The following is a 17,037-nucleotide window of genomic DNA, read 5'->3' as shown; positions in this document are numbered from 1 at the left end:
TCATAGCTCTCCCTGTCGTTGCGCCATCAGATCGGCAAAGGCGCCGGATTGTGTACTGAGTGACAGATAATCTCCCTGCTGAATCAGACGGCCGTCATCCATGACCCAGACGGCATCGTAATCGATGGTGTCATGCAACTGATGGGTCACCAACAGCGTTGTCTGGTGGCGTGAAGCCTCGTTTAAGGCGCCCATCACGCGCCGTTCGCTGTGGGCGTCCAGACTGGCGCTGGGTTCATCAAGCAGCAGCAGGGCGCATGGTTTGAGCAGCGCACGAGCAACGGCGATACGCTGTGCCTGACCGACCGAAAGCCGGGCGGCGCCATCGCCAATTGCGGTTTCCAATCCTTGCGGCAACTGGGGGAGGAATTCGTGCACATAGGCACGTTCAATCGCCTGCTGTAGCGCTTCATCGGTTGCCTGCGGTTTACCCAGCAGAATATTCGCACGTAGCGTCTGCTCAGGCAGATGAGGATTTTGTCCGACCCAGCTTAACTGTTTACGCCATGAGTCCGGAGACAGGGTATTCAATTCTGTGCCGTTAACGGTGAGCGAGCCGCGATAGGGCAGAAACCCCAGTAATACATTTAAAAGAGAGCTTTTCCCCGCACCGCTGATACCGACCAACGCAATACGTTTCCCCGCATTTACCGTAAATGTCAGCGGTTGAGTCAATGGCGTGCCGGTTGACGCCAGCACCACCAGATCGGTAGCGCGAATTTCAACTGGGCCATGACTATGGAATTCCTGTTCGCCAAAGCCGACTGTTTCTCCTTCCGTCGCCAGAAAGGTTACCAGTGATTCCGCCGCGCCCACCGCTTGCGCTTTCGCGTGATAGTACGTACCCAGATCGCGTAATGGCTGGAAAAACTCCGGCGCCAGAATCAGCACTAAAAATCCGGCAAAGAGCGTGACTCCGGCTCCGTAGTGACCAAAATTCAGCTCTCCCAGATAAGAGAAACCAAAATAAACGGCTACCACCGCAATGGAAATAGAGGCAAAAAATTCCAGCACGCCCGATGAAAGAAAGGCCATGCGCAGGACTTCCATCGTCCGGCTGCGAAATTCTTCAGAGGCTTTACTGATGTGATCGGTTTCTGCACGACCACGATTAAACAACCGCAGCGTTTCCAACCCACGCAAACGGTCAAGGAAATGACCGCTCAACCGAGCCAGAGCCTGGAAATTACGTCGGTTGGCATCGGCCGCGCCCATACCCACCAATGCCATAAATAAAGGAATCAACGGTGCGGTGAGCAGCAAAATCAGGCCGGCGGCCCAGTTGATGGGGAAAATGGCGATCAGAATAAGCACCGGAATCAAGGCGGCCAGATACATTTGTGGAAGATAACGGGAATAGTAATCCTGCATATCTTCCACCTGTTCCAGAATCATGGTGGCCCAGCTTCCCGCCGGCTTTCCCTGCACCCAGGCGGGGCCTAACTGTTGCAATCTATCCAACACCAACTTGCGGATTTGCTGTCGTACCGCTTGTCCGCATATAAAACCGACGCGTTCACGCAACAGGTTGTTGAGGGCGCGTAGTAAAAAGGTTGCACCGAGTAGTAAAAAATAAATAAGCAGTGATTCGCGAGGCGTGTGCTCAATAATCAAGGCCTGGAGCAACGTAGCCAGCAGCCATGCTTGCACCACGATTAATGCGCCACTCAAAAAACCGAGTAAAAGTGAAAAGCGTAACCAACGCTGCGCCAGTTTGCTTTGTTGCCGAAGCCAATGGGTCAGTTCTTGTTGTCTGGTTTTTTTCATCAGGCACCAGGTCGTCGTGTTGCATAAATAGTGGTAATGGAAAAATAATGTTTACATAACCGTTAGTTAACAAATTCATCCACTGACACTCAGAATGCGGTCATGTTACCTCGACAACGACGGGCTGCAAATCAAAAGGACGAGTGAAATGGGGGGAATGATCAATTTTTGCGTATTGGCGGAGAAAAAAGAATAATGCATCCGGGAAAGATAAGCGCGACCCGGATGCAGGGGGAGTGGATTATTTTGCTGCGCTCAAACCGTCCAGATAGCGTTCTGCATCCAGTGCGGCCATACAGCCTGTGCCAGCAGAAGTAATGGCCTGACGATAGATGTGGTCCATCACATCGCCTGCGGCGAAGACGCCGGGAATGCTGGTCTGGGTCGCATTGCCGTGAATTCCTGACTGTACTTTGATGTAGCCGTTCTCCAGTTCAAGCTGGCCGCCGAATATCGCGGTGTTGGGGCTGTGGCCGATGGCAATAAAGACGCCGGCCAATTCCAGATCTTCTGTCGTGCCGCTGTTCGTATCGCGTAAGCGCACACCGGTAACGCCCATATTGTCACCGAGAACTTCATCCAGCGTGCGGTTGGTATGAAGAACGATATTGCCGTTTTTTACTTTATCCATCAGTCGGTCAATCAGGATTTTTTCTGAACGGAAACTGTCGCGGCGGTGAACCACATGCACTTCTGCCGCAATGTTGGATAAATAGAGCGCTTCCTCAACGGCCGTGTTCCCTCCGCCAACAACCGCCACTTTCTGACCACGGTAGAAGAATCCGTCACACGTCGCGCAGGCAGAAACGCCTTTGCCTTTGAACGCCTCTTCGGAAGGAAGACCTAAATAGCGTGCTGATGCACCCGTTGCGATGATCAGCGCATCACAGGTGTACTCGTCGCTATCGCCGAATAAACGAAACGGACGCGTTTGCAAATCAACGCGCTGGATGTGATCGAATACAATCTCAGTATTGAATTTTTCAGCGTGGGCGTGCATACGCTCCATCAGCAGCGGACCGGTTAAATCGTCTGCGTCACCGGGCCAGTTCTCCACTTCGGTCGTGGTCGTCAACTGACCGCCTTTTTCCATACCGGTGATCAATACCGGGTTGAGATTAGCCCGTGCAGCATAAACCGCGGCAGTGTATCCAGCCGGGCCTGAACCCAGAATCAATAGCTTGTGGTGTTTAACGGTACTCATGAGTTCCTCATTTCACGATGACGGACAATGGCAGTGATTGTAAGGAAATTACCAGAGTAAAAAAAGTATGAGGAAAAATTGTTAGCTATTTGTTTAATCGCTGATAGCTATTGGGGCACAATCTGCTGATAGAACAACCACATTCATAAGTAAAATGATTGAAAGTAGGTCTTAAGCGCGTTTTATCTTATTTAATCTGGTACTTTCTTCTGATTTTAGTTGTTTTGCTTTGACAATCGGCTGGGCTTTTGCGAAAACATCTGGGTAAGAGGAAATTTTTTGTATGTGAACAGTTAAAAGCTCGGCTTTTCATTCATGTGCTGTCCGGCTGGTCTTTGCGCCATGGAAACATCGTTCTTGTCGGTTCTGATATTGACTAAACAGACAGGGCGATGACGGTAAGTACAGAAAGATAATGACTTTTGATATACAAAATAGACAGTGGGTCTTCTTTAGGGCGGCTCTGATACATTGAAATCTGTCGGAGTGTAGCAGGTGCAGGGAAAAGTGAAGAGAGACAATAATAATGGTAGACACTAAAAAACGACCAGGAAAAGATCTCGATCGTATTGATCGTAACATCCTGAACGAATTACAAAAAGATGGACGCATTTCCAATGTCGAGCTTTCCAAACGCGTGGGATTGTCGCCGACGCCTTGCCTGGAGCGCGTGCGCCGGCTGGAAAGACAAGGGTTTATTAACGGCTATACCGCGCTGCTGAATCCACATTATCTGGATGCTTCGCTGCTGGTGTTCGTTGAAATAACGCTGAACCGCGGTGCGCCGGATGTGTTTGAACAGTTCAATTCAGCAGTGCAAAGGCTGGAGGAAATTCAGGAGTGTCATCTGGTTTCCGGCGACTTTGACTATCTGCTGAAAACACGTGTGCCGGATATGTCCGCTTATCGTAAACTGTTGGGTGAGACGCTGCTGCGCCTGCCGGGGGTGAACGATACGCGTACCTATGTGGTGATGGAAGAAGTTAAACAGAGCAATCGGTTGGTCATTAAGACACGATAATGCAATGGGTGCAAAACCCGATAAATTCAGCTACACTCCTGTGAATTTATACAGTTCCAGCGCCGGGGTTTTCTCGGCGCTTTGTCATAAACCTTTACAGGCCCCTGGAGAGACGCTTGAGCCAGGAATATACAGAAGATAAAGATATTACCCTGAAAAAACTCAGCGGTACCCGACGTTTGCTTGAAGCGATTTTAATCGTAGTGGCGCTTTTTGCCGTTTATCTTGGTGTCGCATTACTCAGCTTCAGCCCTTCCGATCCCAGTTGGTCACAGACTGCATGGCATGAGCCCATTCACAATCTTGGCGGGGTGGCGGGTGCCTGGATGGCGGATACCCTGTTTTTTATTTTTGGTGTGTTGGCTTATGCCATTCCGCCTATCATGTTATGCCTGTGCTGGGCGGCGTTCCGTCAGCGCGATAACCAGAATTCCGTCGATTACTTCACTTTTTCCCTGCGCCTGATTGGTACATTGGCGCTGATTCTTACGTCTTGCGGTTTGGCCGCGCTGAATGTTGACGATCTTTACTATTTTGCTTCCGGCGGCGTATTGGGAAGCTTGCTGAGTAGCTCCATGGTTCCCCGTTTTAACAGTATGGGCGCGACCTTGATTCTTTTGTGCGTCTGGGCCGCTGGGCTGACGCTGTTTACCGGCTGGTCATGGCTGACGATTGCGGAAAAAATAGGGGCGGGCGTGCTGGGATGTTTGACCTTTATGTCTAACCGTTCGCGCCGTGATGACGATGATGTGCTTGAATCTTCGCCAGAGACAGAATCGGTCGAACAGGCTGATTCTCCGTCCGATGATGATGTGCTTTTCTCCGCCCCTTCTGTTGCTGACACGCTGACGGCTGCATCCACGCAGAATAATGAGTCCGACATCGCCGCTGCGGATTTGAATGCTGATGCGCCGGTTTCAGAGCCTCAGGCATCTGTTGAGCCAGCGGCAATGACGCCGGGGCAACCCGCGGATCAGCAATTCGCGTCACCGCAAAAGATTGACACCGATCCTTCGATGAACCCGCCGCTGTATTCGTTTGAATTGCCTTCTTCTGCGGAGGATCATCATGGCCGTGCCGATGCGTATGCGCCGTACGGTAGTAAGGATGTACCGCCGATCACTTCGCCACTGGCAATACCGCCTGTCGAACAGAGGCCGAACCTGGCGCAAGCCGAAGCCGTTGTGGCGGCAGGAAGCGCCGCATATAAGACAAACAATACCTTTATGCCTGCTTTCACCGCAACGGGCGGCGATGATGACAATCCGCAGGTGAAACAAGGCGCCGGTCCGGAGCTGCCCCGTCCAAATCCGGTACGTATTCCGACTCGTCGTGAACTGGCCTCCTATGGCATCAAATTGCCGTCACAGCGATTGGCGGAAGAGCAGGCGAAGCAGGCTCAACCCCAGCATGAATGGGAAGACGTTACACCGGCCGGCAGCGGGGGAGCGGATGAGCAGGACGATATCGCTCAGCAGGAAGCGGCATTGCAGCAGCAATATATCGAACAGCAGCGTCAACGTTATGGTGAAGATTATACCCAGCGGGAAGATAATGAAGACGCCTTGCTACAGGCGCAATTGGCGAAAGATTTCGCCGATCGGCAGCAGAGCCGTTATGGTCATGCAGACGGGCATGCTGTAGATGAACGTTCATCCTATGCGCAGGAGGCGGATAACAAGGATATCGATGAAGGGCATGCCGCTCAGCATCAAGGGCCGGTATTGGATGAGCGTGTGCTGGCGGCGTTATCGACCGAGCGTCGTGAATTCGGATTCTCGCCGTATGCGGATCTGGTTGACGATACGCCGAGCGAGCCGTTATTCACGCCTTCAGCCCAACCGCATGTGGGTGAGCCATCCGTCGAGGATGATAATGCTGTAGCCGGCGGCAGTGCGGAGTCATATCCAGCTACGGATGAGCCACAGGAAGAACAAACGCCTCGCCAGTCCATCATGGATAGCCTGATTCATCCTTTCCTGATGCGTAACGATCAACCGTTGCAAAAGCCGACGACACCGTTGCCGACGTTGGATTTATTGACGCCTCCGCCAGCCAGCGAAGCGCCGGTAGACAATTTTGCGCTTGAGCAAACCGCTCGCTTGATTGAGGCCCGGCTGGCGGATTTCCGGGTAAAAGCAGATGTTGTCGATCATTATCCTGGGCCGGTGATTACCCGGTACGAACTGGATCTGGCGCCAGGCGTGAAAGCGGCGCGAATCTCAAATTTGTCCCGGGATCTGGCGCGTTCCTTATCTGTGGTCGCGGTGCGTATTGTCGAAGTGATTCCAGGAAAAACTTTTGTAGGGCTGGAATTGCCGAACCAGCATCGCCAAACGGTCTATCTGAGAGAAGTCCTGGATTGTGCCCGCTTCCGTGATAATCCGTCACCGCTGACGATCGTGTTGGGCAAGGATATTGCCGGGGAGCCGGTGGTGGCCGATCTCGCGAAAATGCCGCATTTGCTGGTTGCCGGCACGACCGGTTCCGGTAAGTCGGTCGGCGTTAACGCGATGATTCTCAGTATGCTGTACAAAGCGACGCCGGAAGATGTGCGCTTTATTATGATCGACCCGAAAATGCTGGAGCTTTCTGTTTACGAAGGCATCCCGCATTTGCTGACGGAAGTTGTGACGGATATGAAAGACGCCGCTAACGCATTGCGTTGGTGCGTGGGGGAAATGGAACGTCGCTACAAACTGATGTCGGCGCTGGGGGTACGTAACCTGTCCGGTTATAACGAGCGGGTTAAAGAAGCGGATGCGATGGGACGTCCGATCCCCGATCCTTTCTGGAAGCCTGGCGATAGCATGGATATGACGCCGCCCGTACTGGAAAAACTGCCGTATATCGTGGTGATGGTCGATGAGTTCGCCGACCTGATGATGGCGGTTGGCAAGAAAGTTGAAGAATTGATTGCCAGACTGGCGCAGAAAGCCCGCGCGGCCGGTATTCATCTGGTGCTGGCGACACAGCGTCCTTCGGTTGATGTCATTACCGGTCTTATCAAGGCCAACATCCCGACGCGTATCGCCTTTACCGTATCAAGTAAAATTGACTCGCGTACCATTCTCGATCAGGGCGGCGCAGAATCCTTGCTGGGGATGGGAGATATGCTTTACATGGCGCCTAACTCATCAATACCCGTACGCGTTCACGGTGCTTTTGTCCGCGATCAGGAAGTGCATGCGGTGGTTCAGGATTGGAAAGCCCGCGGACGGCCCCAATATATTGATAATATCGTCAGCGGCGGTGATGAGGGTGAAGGCGGCGGCTTTGGTCTGGATGGGGATGAGGAACTCGATCCCTTGTTTGATCAGGCGGTTGCGTTTGTGGTTGAGAAACGCAGAGCGTCTATCTCCGGTGTACAGCGACAGTTCCGCATAGGTTATAACCGTGCCGCACGGATCGTCGAACAGATGGAGGCGCAAGGGATTGTAAGCTCACCGGGCCATAACGGTAACCGTGAAGTGCTGGCTCCCCCGTCAATGGAGTAAAGAATAAGGGCTGCGTTTGCAGCCCTTATGCAAAGAAGCGTAAAAGCCGCAATTAGCAGACAATTCACCTATTACAGCCCGAGTCGCTTCAGCTAAAATATTGACCACACGACGAGTCTGATGCTTCACCATGGTGACTCGTGATATCAGAGAATTCGAAGGATTTTGTATGATGAAGAAATGGTTAGTCGCCGGTTGCCTGGTGTCAGGTATGACCTCGGCAGCAGTCTATGCCGATGCGGCCGGGGATTTGCAAAGCCGACTTAATAAAGTAAACAGTTTTCACGCCAGCTTCAGCCAAACGGTGACCAGTGCGGATGGTGCCGCCGTTCAGGAAGGTGAGGGCGAGCTGTGGCTGAAACGTCCCAATTTGTTTAACTGGCAGACGACTTCTCCGGATGAAAGCGTACTGGTTTCTGATGGCAAAACGTTGTGGTTTTACAACCCCTTTGTTGAACAAGTCACGGCAACCTGGTTGAAGGATGCGACAGGGAATACGCCATTTATGCTGATTACCCGCAATGATGCCCGCGATTGGAGTCAGTATCAGGTGCAGCAGAAAGGGGACGATTTCGAATTGACGCCGAAGTCCGCCAGCGGGAACCTGAAACAGTTCTCAATCAGCGTGACGCCTGGCGGAACGATCAAGACATTCACTGCGACGGAACAGGATGGACAGCGCAGTACTTACGTGCTGAAAAATCAGCAAAATAGCGCGGTTGATTCAGCGAAATTTACTTTTACTCCACCGAAAGGTGTGACGCTGGACGATCAGCGTCAGTGAGGTCTGAGTGAGTAATCTGTCACTGGATTTTTCCCACAATGCATTCCAGCCGCTGGCCGCACGTATGCGGCCAGCGACATTGGGTCAGTATATAGGCCAACAACATTTGCTCGGCGCCGGTAAACCTTTGCCACGGGCGATTGAAGCGGGCCAACTCCACTCAATGATTCTATGGGGACCGCCAGGTACGGGGAAAACCACGCTGGCAGAATTAATCGGTCATTATGGACAGGCCGATGTTGAGCGGATCTCGGCAGTGACATCCGGTATCAAAGAAATTCGTGAAGCGATTGAACGGGCGCGACAGAATCGCAATGCCGGACGCCGGACGATTCTGTTTGTTGATGAGGTTCATCGATTCAATAAGAGTCAGCAGGATGCTTTTCTGCCGCATATTGAAGATGGCACCATCACGTTCATTGGTGCGACGACTGAAAATCCGTCTTTCGAACTCAATTCCGCACTGTTATCACGCGCCCGCGTATATTTGCTGAAGGCGCTGACGGCGGAAGATATTGAGCAGGTATTGCAGCAGGCGATGGCGGACGGTGAACGAGGATATGGTGGACAGAATATTGTGCTACCGGATGAAACTCGCCGTTTGCTGGCTGAACTGGTCAACGGTGATGCCAGAAGGGCGCTGAACAGTCTGGAAATGATGGCGGATATGGCGGAGGTGGATGCACAAGGCATCCGCACGTTAACCCCAGCATTGCTTAAAGAAGTCTCTGGCGAACGCAGCGCCCGCTTTGATAATAAAGGCGATCGTTATTACGATCTGATTTCCGCTTTGCATAAATCGGTCAGGGGATCGGCGCCGGATGCCGCTTTGTATTGGTATGCGCGTATTATTACGGCCGGTGGCGATCCGTTGTATGTGGCCCGTCGTCTATTGGCGATTGCCTCCGAGGATGTCGGGAATGCCGATCCTCGCGGAATGCAGGTGGCGATTGCCGCATGGGATTGTTTTACCCGCGTAGGACCGGCAGAGGGAGAGAGAGCCATTGCACAGGCCATCGTTTATCTGGCGTGTGCGCCGAAAAGTAATGCGGTTTACACTGCTTTCAAAGCCGCTATGCATGATGCCAGTGAAAAGCCGGATTATGATGTTCCCGAGCATTTGCGTAATGCCCCCACGCGTCTGATGAAGGATATGGGGTTGGGTGCGGAGTATCGCTATGCCCATGATGAACCTAACGCTTATGCTGCCGGAGAGAGCTATTTCCCGCCGGAAATGGCGGAAACCCGCTATTACACCCCGTCATCGCGTGGTCTTGAAGGTAAAATTGGTGAAAAGCTCGCCTGGCTTGCCGCTCAGGATCAAAATAGCCCGACAAAACGCTACCGCTGAACTAAGCGTTGCGGTAAGGTTAACAGGACATTTTCTGCAATCCGGCGAGATATGATTTGCCGGATTCGATAACATTTCATTTGATAATCATAAGCACAGGATTAGCATGCTCGATCCCAATTTACTGCGTAATGAGCTAGACGCAGTCGCCGAAAAGCTACTGGCTCGCAGAGGCTTTAAACTGGATGTGGATACCCTGCGTAAGCAGGAAGAACGCCGCAAAGTTCTACAGGTAGAAACTGAAAATTTGCAGGCTCAGCGTAATTCCCGATCGAAAGAGATTGGTGCAGCGAAAGCGCGTGGTGAAGATATTGAACCATTGCGTCGCGAAGTTAACGAGTTGGGTGAGAAGTTGGATGCGGCTAAAACAGAGCTGGACCAACTACAGAATGAAATCCGTGAGTTGGCGTTGACGATTCCTAATATGCCGGATGACTCGGTGCCCCTGGGTAAAGATGAGCTCGATAACAAAGAAATCAGCCGTTGGGGCGAGCCCCGTAAGTTCGATTTCCCTGTACGCGATCATGTGGAACTCGGAGAGATGGCCGATGGGGTGGATTTTGCCGCCGGTGTAAAATTAACCGGCGCTCGTTTTGTGGTGATGAAAGGACCGGTTGCCCGCCTGCATCGTGCGCTCTCTCAGTTTATGCTGGATCTGCACACTCAGCAGCACGGGTATCAGGAGGCATATGTGCCTTACCTGGTCAATCATGCGACGCTGTATGGCACGGGGCAGTTGCCAAAATTTGGCGAAGACCTGTTTCATACCAAACCGTTAAGCGAAGAAGCGGATACCAGCAACTATGCGCTGATCCCTACGGCAGAAGTTCCGCTGACTAATCTGGTTCGTGACGAAATTCTGGAAGAAGAATCATTACCCCTGAAAATGACGGCACATACGCCATGTTTTCGCTCGGAAGCCGGTTCTTATGGCCGCGACACCCGTGGTTTGATCCGTATGCACCAGTTTGACAAAGTTGAACTGGTACAGATTGTTCGTCCAGAAGATTCCATGCAGGCGCTGGAAGAATTAACCACCCATGCAGAAACCGTATTGCAGTTGTTGAAATTGCCGTACCGCAAAGTATTGCTGTGCACCGGAGACATGGGATTTGGCTCCAGCAAAACTTATGACCTGGAAGTCTGGTTGCCGGCGCAGGATACATATCGTGAGATTTCTTCCTGTTCCAATATGTGGGATTTTCAGGCTCGCCGCATGCAGGCGCGTTGCCGTAGCAAGAGCGACAAGAAAACACGTCTGGTGCATACCCTGAATGGTTCAGGGCTGGCGGTAGGCCGCACACTGGTTGCCGTACTTGAGAATTATCAGCAGGCCGATGGGCGAATTGAAATTCCTGAAGTATTGCGTCCTTATATGGGCGGTCTGGAATTTATTGGCTGATTTATATTGTTCTATTAAAAAAGCGCCTTTATGGCGCTTTTTTTATGCTATGGCTCGGCGATATTTTTTAATCGAGAAAGTTATTTTTCTGCTTCGTCAGGTGGCCTGCGTTTTATTTTAGCCGCCAAATGTATTTAAAATCATAATTATATAAATACCCTTTATGGACAAGTGGACAGCACCGTCGTGTTATTGATTAATTATTTAAATCAATGTGATTATACCGTCTGTTTTTCTCATTTTGTCCGGATTGACTTTTAAATAGGTAGTGGCATGATGCGCTCACTTTTCTCTTGGTTGTCTGGTTATCCACTTCATTATGCCTGCTTACTCTCACCCAGTGCGCTTTTTGCTCTGCGGTCTTTTGCTGCTGACGGTTTGTATTGCTGTACTGAATACGCTGGTACCACTTTGGCTTAATTATCAACATATCCCTGTCTGGCAGGTGGGTATGGTTGGTTCGTCTTATTTCACCGGTAATCTGGTGGGGACATTATTAGCGGGTAAGCTAATCCGACGTTATGGTTTTAATCGTAGTTATTATTTTGCCGCCTTGTTGTTTGGTATCGCCGCTATCGGGTTGGGTATTTCTGTTGATTTCTGGAGTTGGCTATTCTGGCGTTTCCTGGCCGGGATAGGATGCGCTCTGATATGGGTCGTGGTTGAAAGCGCACTGCTTTGCAGCGGTACCCCTTCCCAGCGCGGACAACTATTGGCCGCCTACATGATGGCCTATTACCTTGGCAGCGTGATTGGACAACTGCTGCTCGGTGCTTTACCGACGCAGCTGTTGAGTGTGTTGCCCTGGGTTACCGCGTTAATTATTCTGGCGATATTGCCCTTGTTGTTCACCCGAATTCCGGGGCCCTCCACCCAGGGGCGTCGCGTGAATGTGTGGCAGATGCTCAAATATCGAAGCGCCAGACTGGGTGTGCACGGCTGTGTGATTTCCGGGGTGATTTTGGGATCGCTGTACGGCTTAATGCCGCTCTATCTTTCGCATCAGGGGATGAGTGATGCGCAGGTCGGTTATTGGATGGCATTGTTGATTAGCGCGGGTATCGCGGGTCAATGGCCCGTCGGACGAATGGCCGATCGATATGGCCGCCTGTTGGTACTGCGGGTATTGGTCTTTGTGGTGATTATTGGCTGTCTTGCGATGCTGAGTATTAGCCACTATGCCATGGCGCCAGCGCTGTTCATGCTTGGATGCGCCGGGTTCACGCTTTACCCGGTGGCCATGTCGTGGGCGTGCGAGAAGGTCCACCCAGACGAACTGGTGGCAATGAATCAGGCATTATTGCTGAGTTATACCCTTGGTAGTCTGTGCGGTCCAAGTCTTGCGGCAGTGTTGATGCAAACGTATTCCGACCGGTTGCTGTTTGTGCTGATTGCCATGGTGGCGGTGTGTTATCTGGTCATGTTGCTTAAAAAAGCGGATCACCACCCGACGCCGCTGGCCGCTGCCTGAGTCTGTTATTTCAAACTGGCCAGAGAGCGCTGGCCAGTTTGAACGGTTCCGGGGCGATGTGGAGGAGATCCAGCCTTCTGAAAGGGATGGCGACACCATTATCGCATCAGTACATGACCTTATGTCCGTAGCCTTCTAAAATCGCTTTGACGCGTTCCATCGTATCAGCTTTGGGCGGTTTGACGCCGTCCAGTTTGTACTCTTCGCCCATGGCTATCCATTTATGCTTGCCGAGTTCGTGATAGGGCAGTAATTCGATTTTTTCGATATTGGACATATCTTTTGTGAATTCACCCAGCATATGGGCAGATTTGTCATCGTCAGACCAGCCCGGAACAACAACATAGCGGATCCAGGTACGCTGATTACGTTTTGCCAGATAACGGGCGAAGTCCAGCGTCCGATGATTTGATACGCCCACCAGATTCTGGTGAATATCGTCGTTCATCTGTTTCAGATCGAGCATGACAAGATCGCTAACGTCCAGCAACTCATCAATAACCGGCTCATAACGACGTACAAAGCCATTCGTATCCAGACAGGTATTAATGCCTTCTTCCCGGCAGGCCCGGAACCAGTCGCGCACGAACTCCGCTTGTAGAATCGCTTCCCCGCCTGAAGCCGTTACACCGCCGCCTGATGCATTCATAAAATGCCGATAGGTCACGACCTCTTTCATCAACTCTTCGACAGTAATTTCTTTGCCGCCGTGCGTATCCCAGGTATCCCGATTGTGACAATACAGGCAACGCATCAGGCAGCCTTGAAAGAACACAATGAAGCGAATTCCGGGACCATCAACGGTACCGCAGGATTCAAAAGAGTGGATGCGACCGATTGTTGACATTGCGAGGTTTTCTCCAAGTTTGACCGATCAATAGCGGTCTTTATGAGCGCAGTCATAAGTCGTTAGACGGCTATCCTGCCAGTAAGCCTGACAGCGCACGCCCATTGGCCTGATGCTGCGTCGAATCTGTTTTGCCAGCCATCCACACCATTGCTGTGACAGGACACGTAGCGGGCTGGCAAAACAGGTTTAATATTATAGAGTTAACGAGGCAGTCTGCATACTGTGGTTATCGTTACGCTATGGTTGCTACCGGTTGATTCGTTTTAGGTCACGATCTGAAAGGTGAGAAAAAGGCCCCACAGTCGTGGAGCCTTTATTTTACGCCCTTTCAGACAGTCAGGGAAACTTACATTGACTGCGTGAAGGTACGAGTAATCACGTCTTGCTGCTGTTCTTTAGTCAGTGAGTTGAAACGCACTGCATAACCAGATACGCGGATAGTCAACTGCGGATATTTTTCCGGGTTTTCCATGGCATCAAGCAGCATTTCACGGTTCATCACGTTAACGTTCAGATGCTGACCGCCTTCGATGCTGGCTTCATGGTGGAAGTAACCATCCATCAGCCCAGCCAGGTTGGCTTTACGAACATCATCATCTTTACCCAGTGCGTTTGGCACGATTGAGAAGGTATAGGAAATACCATCCTTCGCGTAGGCAAACGGCAGTTTGGCAACGGATGTCAGTGAAGCAACCGCACCTTTCTGGTCACGACCGTGCATCGGGTTGGCACCTGGGCCGAATGGCGCGCCAGCACGACGTCCGTCAGGGGTGTTACCTGTTTTCTTACCATATACCACGTTGGAAGTGATGGTCAGAACAGACTGAGTTGGCGTCGCACCGCGGTAGGTATTCAGTTTCTGAATTTTCTTCATGAAACGTTCAACCAGATCGCAAGCCAGTTCATCGACGCGAGCATCGTTGTTACCGAACTGCGGATATTCACCTTCGATATCAAAGTCAATCGCCAGACCGTCTTCGTCACGGATTGGTTTAACTTTGGCGTACTTGATGGCGGACAAGGAGTCGGCAGCAACAGACAGACCGGCGATACCACATGCCATCGTACGGAATACATCACGATCGTGCAGAGCCATCAGTGATGCTTCGTAGCTGTACTTATCATGCATGTAGTGGATGATGTTCAGCGCGGTGACATACTGTTTAGCCAGCCAATCCATGAAGTGATCCATACGCTCCATCACTTCGTCATAGTTCAGCAAATCGCCTTTGATCGGTTCAGATTTCGGGCCAACCTGCATTTTCATTTTTTCGTCCACGCCGCCGTTGATAGCATACAGCATGGTTTTCGCCAGGTTGGCGCGGGCGCCGAAGAACTGCATTTGCTTACCAACGACCATTGGGCTTACGCAACAAGCAATGGCATAGTCATCATTGTTGAAGTCAGGGCGCATCAGATCATCATTCTCGTATTGCAGAGAAGAAGTATCGATGGACACTTTAGCTGCGTATTTTTTAAAGCTCAACGGCAGTTTTTCAGACCACAGAATGGTCATGTTCGGTTCCGGAGACGGCCCCATCGTGTACAGGGTGTTCAGGAAACGGAAGCTGTTTTTGGTGACCAGCGTACGGCCATCAAGACCCATACCGGCCAGAGATTCGGTTGCCCAAATCGGATCGCCAGAGAACAGTTCATCATATTCAGGCGTACGCAGGAAACGAACCATACGCAGTTTCATGACCAGGTGGTCAATCAGTTCCTGAGCCACTTCTTCAGTGATCTTGCCAGCTTTCAGATCGCGTTCGAAGTAGATATCCAGGAAGGTGGATACGCGACCGAAGGACATCGCCGCACCGTTCTGAGATTTAACCGCGGCCAGATAGCCGAAGTAGGTCCACTGTACCGCTTCTTGCGCAGTCGTTGCCGGGCCAGAAATGTCACAACCGTATTTGGCGGCCATTTCTTTGATTTGGTTCAGCGCATGATGCTGATCGGCAATTTCTTCACGCAGACGAATGGTCGCTTCCAGATCTTCACCGTTTTCCAGTTTGGATTGCAGAGAAGTGAACTGAGCGAACTTGTCTTTCATCAGGTAGTCGATACCGTACAGCGCTACGCGACGGTAGTCACCAATGATACGGCCACGGCCATAGGCATCAGGAAGACCAGTCAGAATACCTGATTTACGACAACGCAGGATGTCAGGGGTATAAACATCAAAAACACCCTGGTTGTGCGTTTTACGGTATTCGGTGAAGATTTTTTTCAGTTGAGGATCCAGTTCACGGCCATAAACCTTACAGGAACCTTCAACCATTTTGATGCCGCCGAATGGGATCAGCGCGCGTTTCAGCGGAGCATCAGTTTGTAAACCAACAATTTTTTCCAGGCTTTTGTTGATGTAGCCGGCATCGTGGGAAACGATGGTTGCAGCAACGTTGGTATCAAAATCAACAGGCGCGTGGGTACGGTTTTCCTGTTTGACTCCTTCCATAACGCTGTCCCACAGCGAAGAAGTCGCTTTGGTGGCGCCAGCCAGGAAAGACTCATCACCTTCATACGGCGTGTAGTTTTTCTGAATGAAGTCACGAACGTTAACTCCATCCTGCCATTCACCTTTGCTAAAACCTTGCCATGCGTTGGCCAATTTTTCATTCAGCTCGGTCATTTTACACCTACCTTTGATATGGATTTCTTAGAACCCGATGTTGCGTGTTGCGGTCAATAGCACCTTAGTGCTTGTCTTCACCGCGCAAATAAATTACCCAGTATGTTAATCCTACCAGTAAACCACCACCGATGATGTTCCCAATGGTTACAGGGATCAGATTAGCGGTAATGAAATGGCTGACGGTTAAATGCTCAAACTGAGATGGCACCATGCCGATGGCATGCCAGAATTCTGGTGCTGCGAAGTTTTTGATTACGATCCCCATGGGAATCATGAACATATTCGCGATACTGTGCTCAAAACCACTGGCGACAAACATGGCGACTGGTAAAATCATCGCAAACATTTTGTCGGTAAGGGTGCGACCGGAATAGCTCATCCACACGGCCAGACAGACCATCAGGTTTGCCAGAATCCCCAGACACAGCGCTTCGACAAATGTGTGCTCAAGCTTGTGTTCCGCCGTTTGCAGGACGTTGAGCCCCCATGCGCCATTAGAGACCATATGTTCGCCAGAGAACCAGATCAGAGCAACAAAAAACAGTGCGCCAAACAGGTTACCGATATAGACATTGATCCAATTACAGGCTAGTTGCTTCCAGGTGATACGTCCACTGGCTTTGGCAATGACGATCAGTACGGTAGAAGTGAATAAGTCTGCGCCACAAACGACGACCAGCATTAACCCCAGAGAGAAACAAATACCACCGATCAATTTGGCGATGCCAAAAGGTATCGTCGCCGTACCGGTAGTAGAGGTAATATAAAAGACAAAGGCAATCGAAATAAAAACGCCCGCAGTAATTGCTAAATAAAAGGTTGTCCACGGATGCTTCGTTGCTTTATAGACACCGGCATCTTCGGCGACTTTTGCCATTGCGGCCGGTAGTAATAGCGTAAAGGGGTTGTCAGCTTTCACACTAACTCTCTCTTAAAAATTATCAGCGTTGAGATACTAACAAAGCAGTATACGGCAAAAATTGACGTGGATCATGTTGCGCTAAACTGGTCGGTGCTCCAGTGCGTCAGGAAAGGGTTTTTTATCGAATAATGCATTG

Annotated in this window: 11 protein-coding genes; 6 read left to right on the top strand and 5 right to left on the bottom strand. The window is 51.0% G+C overall.

The window, feature by feature from the left end:
- Both cydD and trxB read right to left on the bottom strand, forming a co-directional pair.
- Window positions 1-1,767, bottom strand: a complete 1,767-nt coding sequence (gene cydD / locus DDT52_RS13470; protein ID WP_136156802.1) for a heme ABC transporter permease/ATP-binding protein CydD — start codon at window positions 1,765-1,767, stop codon at window positions 1-3.
- A 241-nt stretch (window positions 1,768-2,008) separates the two neighbouring features.
- Window positions 2,009-2,971: a thioredoxin-disulfide reductase gene (gene trxB / locus DDT52_RS13465; RefSeq protein WP_136156801.1), complete on the bottom strand. Its 963-nt coding sequence runs from the start codon at window positions 2,969-2,971 to the stop codon at window positions 2,009-2,011.
- A 526-nt stretch (window positions 2,972-3,497) separates the two neighbouring features.
- Here trxB and lrp point away from each other — a divergent pair.
- The 6 genes from lrp (at window position 3,498) to DDT52_RS13435 (ending at window position 12,497) form a co-directional block, all read left to right on the top strand.
- A complete protein-coding gene (gene lrp, locus DDT52_RS13460; RefSeq protein ID WP_109055526.1) occupies window positions 3,498-3,992 on the top strand; it encodes a leucine-responsive transcriptional regulator Lrp in 495 nt (164 codons plus the stop codon).
- A 116-nt stretch (window positions 3,993-4,108) separates the two neighbouring features.
- The gene (locus tag DDT52_RS13455) at window positions 4,109-7,489 is read left to right on the top strand and encodes a DNA translocase FtsK 4TM domain-containing protein (RefSeq protein WP_136156800.1); all 3,381 of its coding nucleotides are present in this window, start codon (window positions 4,109-4,111) and stop codon (window positions 7,487-7,489) included.
- Window positions 7,490-7,661: 172 nt separating this feature from the next.
- Entirely contained in the window at window positions 7,662-8,273 is a 612-nt protein-coding gene (gene lolA / locus DDT52_RS13450) for an outer membrane lipoprotein periplasmic chaperone LolA (RefSeq protein ID WP_136156871.1), read from the top strand.
- A gap of 7 nt (window positions 8,274-8,280) precedes the next feature.
- Window positions 8,281-9,624 carry a replication-associated recombination protein A gene (locus DDT52_RS13445; protein ID WP_136156799.1) on the top strand — a complete coding sequence of 448 codons (1,344 nt, stop codon included), beginning with the start codon at window positions 8,281-8,283 and terminating at the stop codon, window positions 9,622-9,624.
- 106 nt (window positions 9,625-9,730) lie between these two features.
- On the top strand, window positions 9,731-11,026 hold the full coding sequence (serS, locus tag DDT52_RS13440; RefSeq protein WP_136156798.1) for a serine--tRNA ligase: 1,296 nt from the start codon (window positions 9,731-9,733) through the stop codon (window positions 11,024-11,026).
- 319 nt (window positions 11,027-11,345) lie between these two features.
- Window positions 11,346-12,497 (top strand): MFS transporter, encoded by a 1,152-nt coding sequence (locus DDT52_RS13435; RefSeq protein WP_136156797.1) that lies wholly within the window; start codon window positions 11,346-11,348, stop codon window positions 12,495-12,497.
- A gap of 106 nt (window positions 12,498-12,603) precedes the next feature.
- Here the strand turns inward: DDT52_RS13435 and pflA are convergent, their stop codons facing one another.
- From pflA to focA, 3 genes are all read right to left on the bottom strand, one after another.
- Entirely contained in the window at window positions 12,604-13,344 is a 741-nt protein-coding gene (pflA, locus tag DDT52_RS13430; RefSeq protein ID WP_136156796.1) for a pyruvate formate lyase 1-activating protein, read from the bottom strand.
- A gap of 349 nt (window positions 13,345-13,693) precedes the next feature.
- Window positions 13,694-15,976 (bottom strand): formate C-acetyltransferase, encoded by a 2,283-nt coding sequence (pflB, locus tag DDT52_RS13425; RefSeq protein WP_136156795.1) that lies wholly within the window; start codon window positions 15,974-15,976, stop codon window positions 13,694-13,696.
- A 64-nt stretch (window positions 15,977-16,040) separates the two neighbouring features.
- A complete protein-coding gene (gene focA, locus DDT52_RS13420; RefSeq protein WP_109055533.1) occupies window positions 16,041-16,898 on the bottom strand; it encodes a formate transporter FocA in 858 nt (285 codons plus the stop codon).
- Window positions 16,899-17,037: the final 139 nt, after the last annotated feature.

Source organism: Brenneria roseae subsp. roseae (genome assembly GCF_003115845.1).
GTDB classification, from domain to species: Bacteria; Pseudomonadota; Gammaproteobacteria; order Enterobacterales; family Enterobacteriaceae; genus Brenneria; species Brenneria roseae.
The sequence above is the reverse complement of the archived record's forward strand: the minus strand, read 5'-3'. Positions and strand labels throughout refer to the sequence as shown.

Bases quoted from the DNA above. Each gene is read 5' to 3' on its own strand.
- lolA (WP_136156871.1), top strand. From the start codon at position 7,662: ATGAAGAAATGGTTAGTCGCCGGTTGCCTGGTGTCAGGTATGACCTCG.
- trxB (WP_136156801.1), bottom strand. From the start codon at position 2,971: ATGAGTACCGTTAAACACCACAAGCTATTGATTCTGGGTTCAGGCCCG.
- lrp (WP_109055526.1), top strand. From the start codon at position 3,498: ATGGTAGACACTAAAAAACGACCAGGAAAAGATCTCGATCGTATTGAT.
- cydD (WP_136156802.1), bottom strand. From the start codon at position 1,767: ATGAAAAAAACCAGACAACAAGAACTGACCCATTGGCTTCGGCAACAA.
- serS (WP_136156798.1), top strand. From the start codon at position 9,731: ATGCTCGATCCCAATTTACTGCGTAATGAGCTAGACGCAGTCGCCGAA.
- pflB (WP_136156795.1), bottom strand. From the start codon at position 15,976: ATGACCGAGCTGAATGAAAAATTGGCCAACGCATGGCAAGGTTTTAGC.
- DDT52_RS13435 (WP_136156797.1), top strand. From the start codon at position 11,346: ATGCCTGCTTACTCTCACCCAGTGCGCTTTTTGCTCTGCGGTCTTTTG.
- pflA (WP_136156796.1), bottom strand. From the start codon at position 13,344: ATGTCAACAATCGGTCGCATCCACTCTTTTGAATCCTGCGGTACCGTT.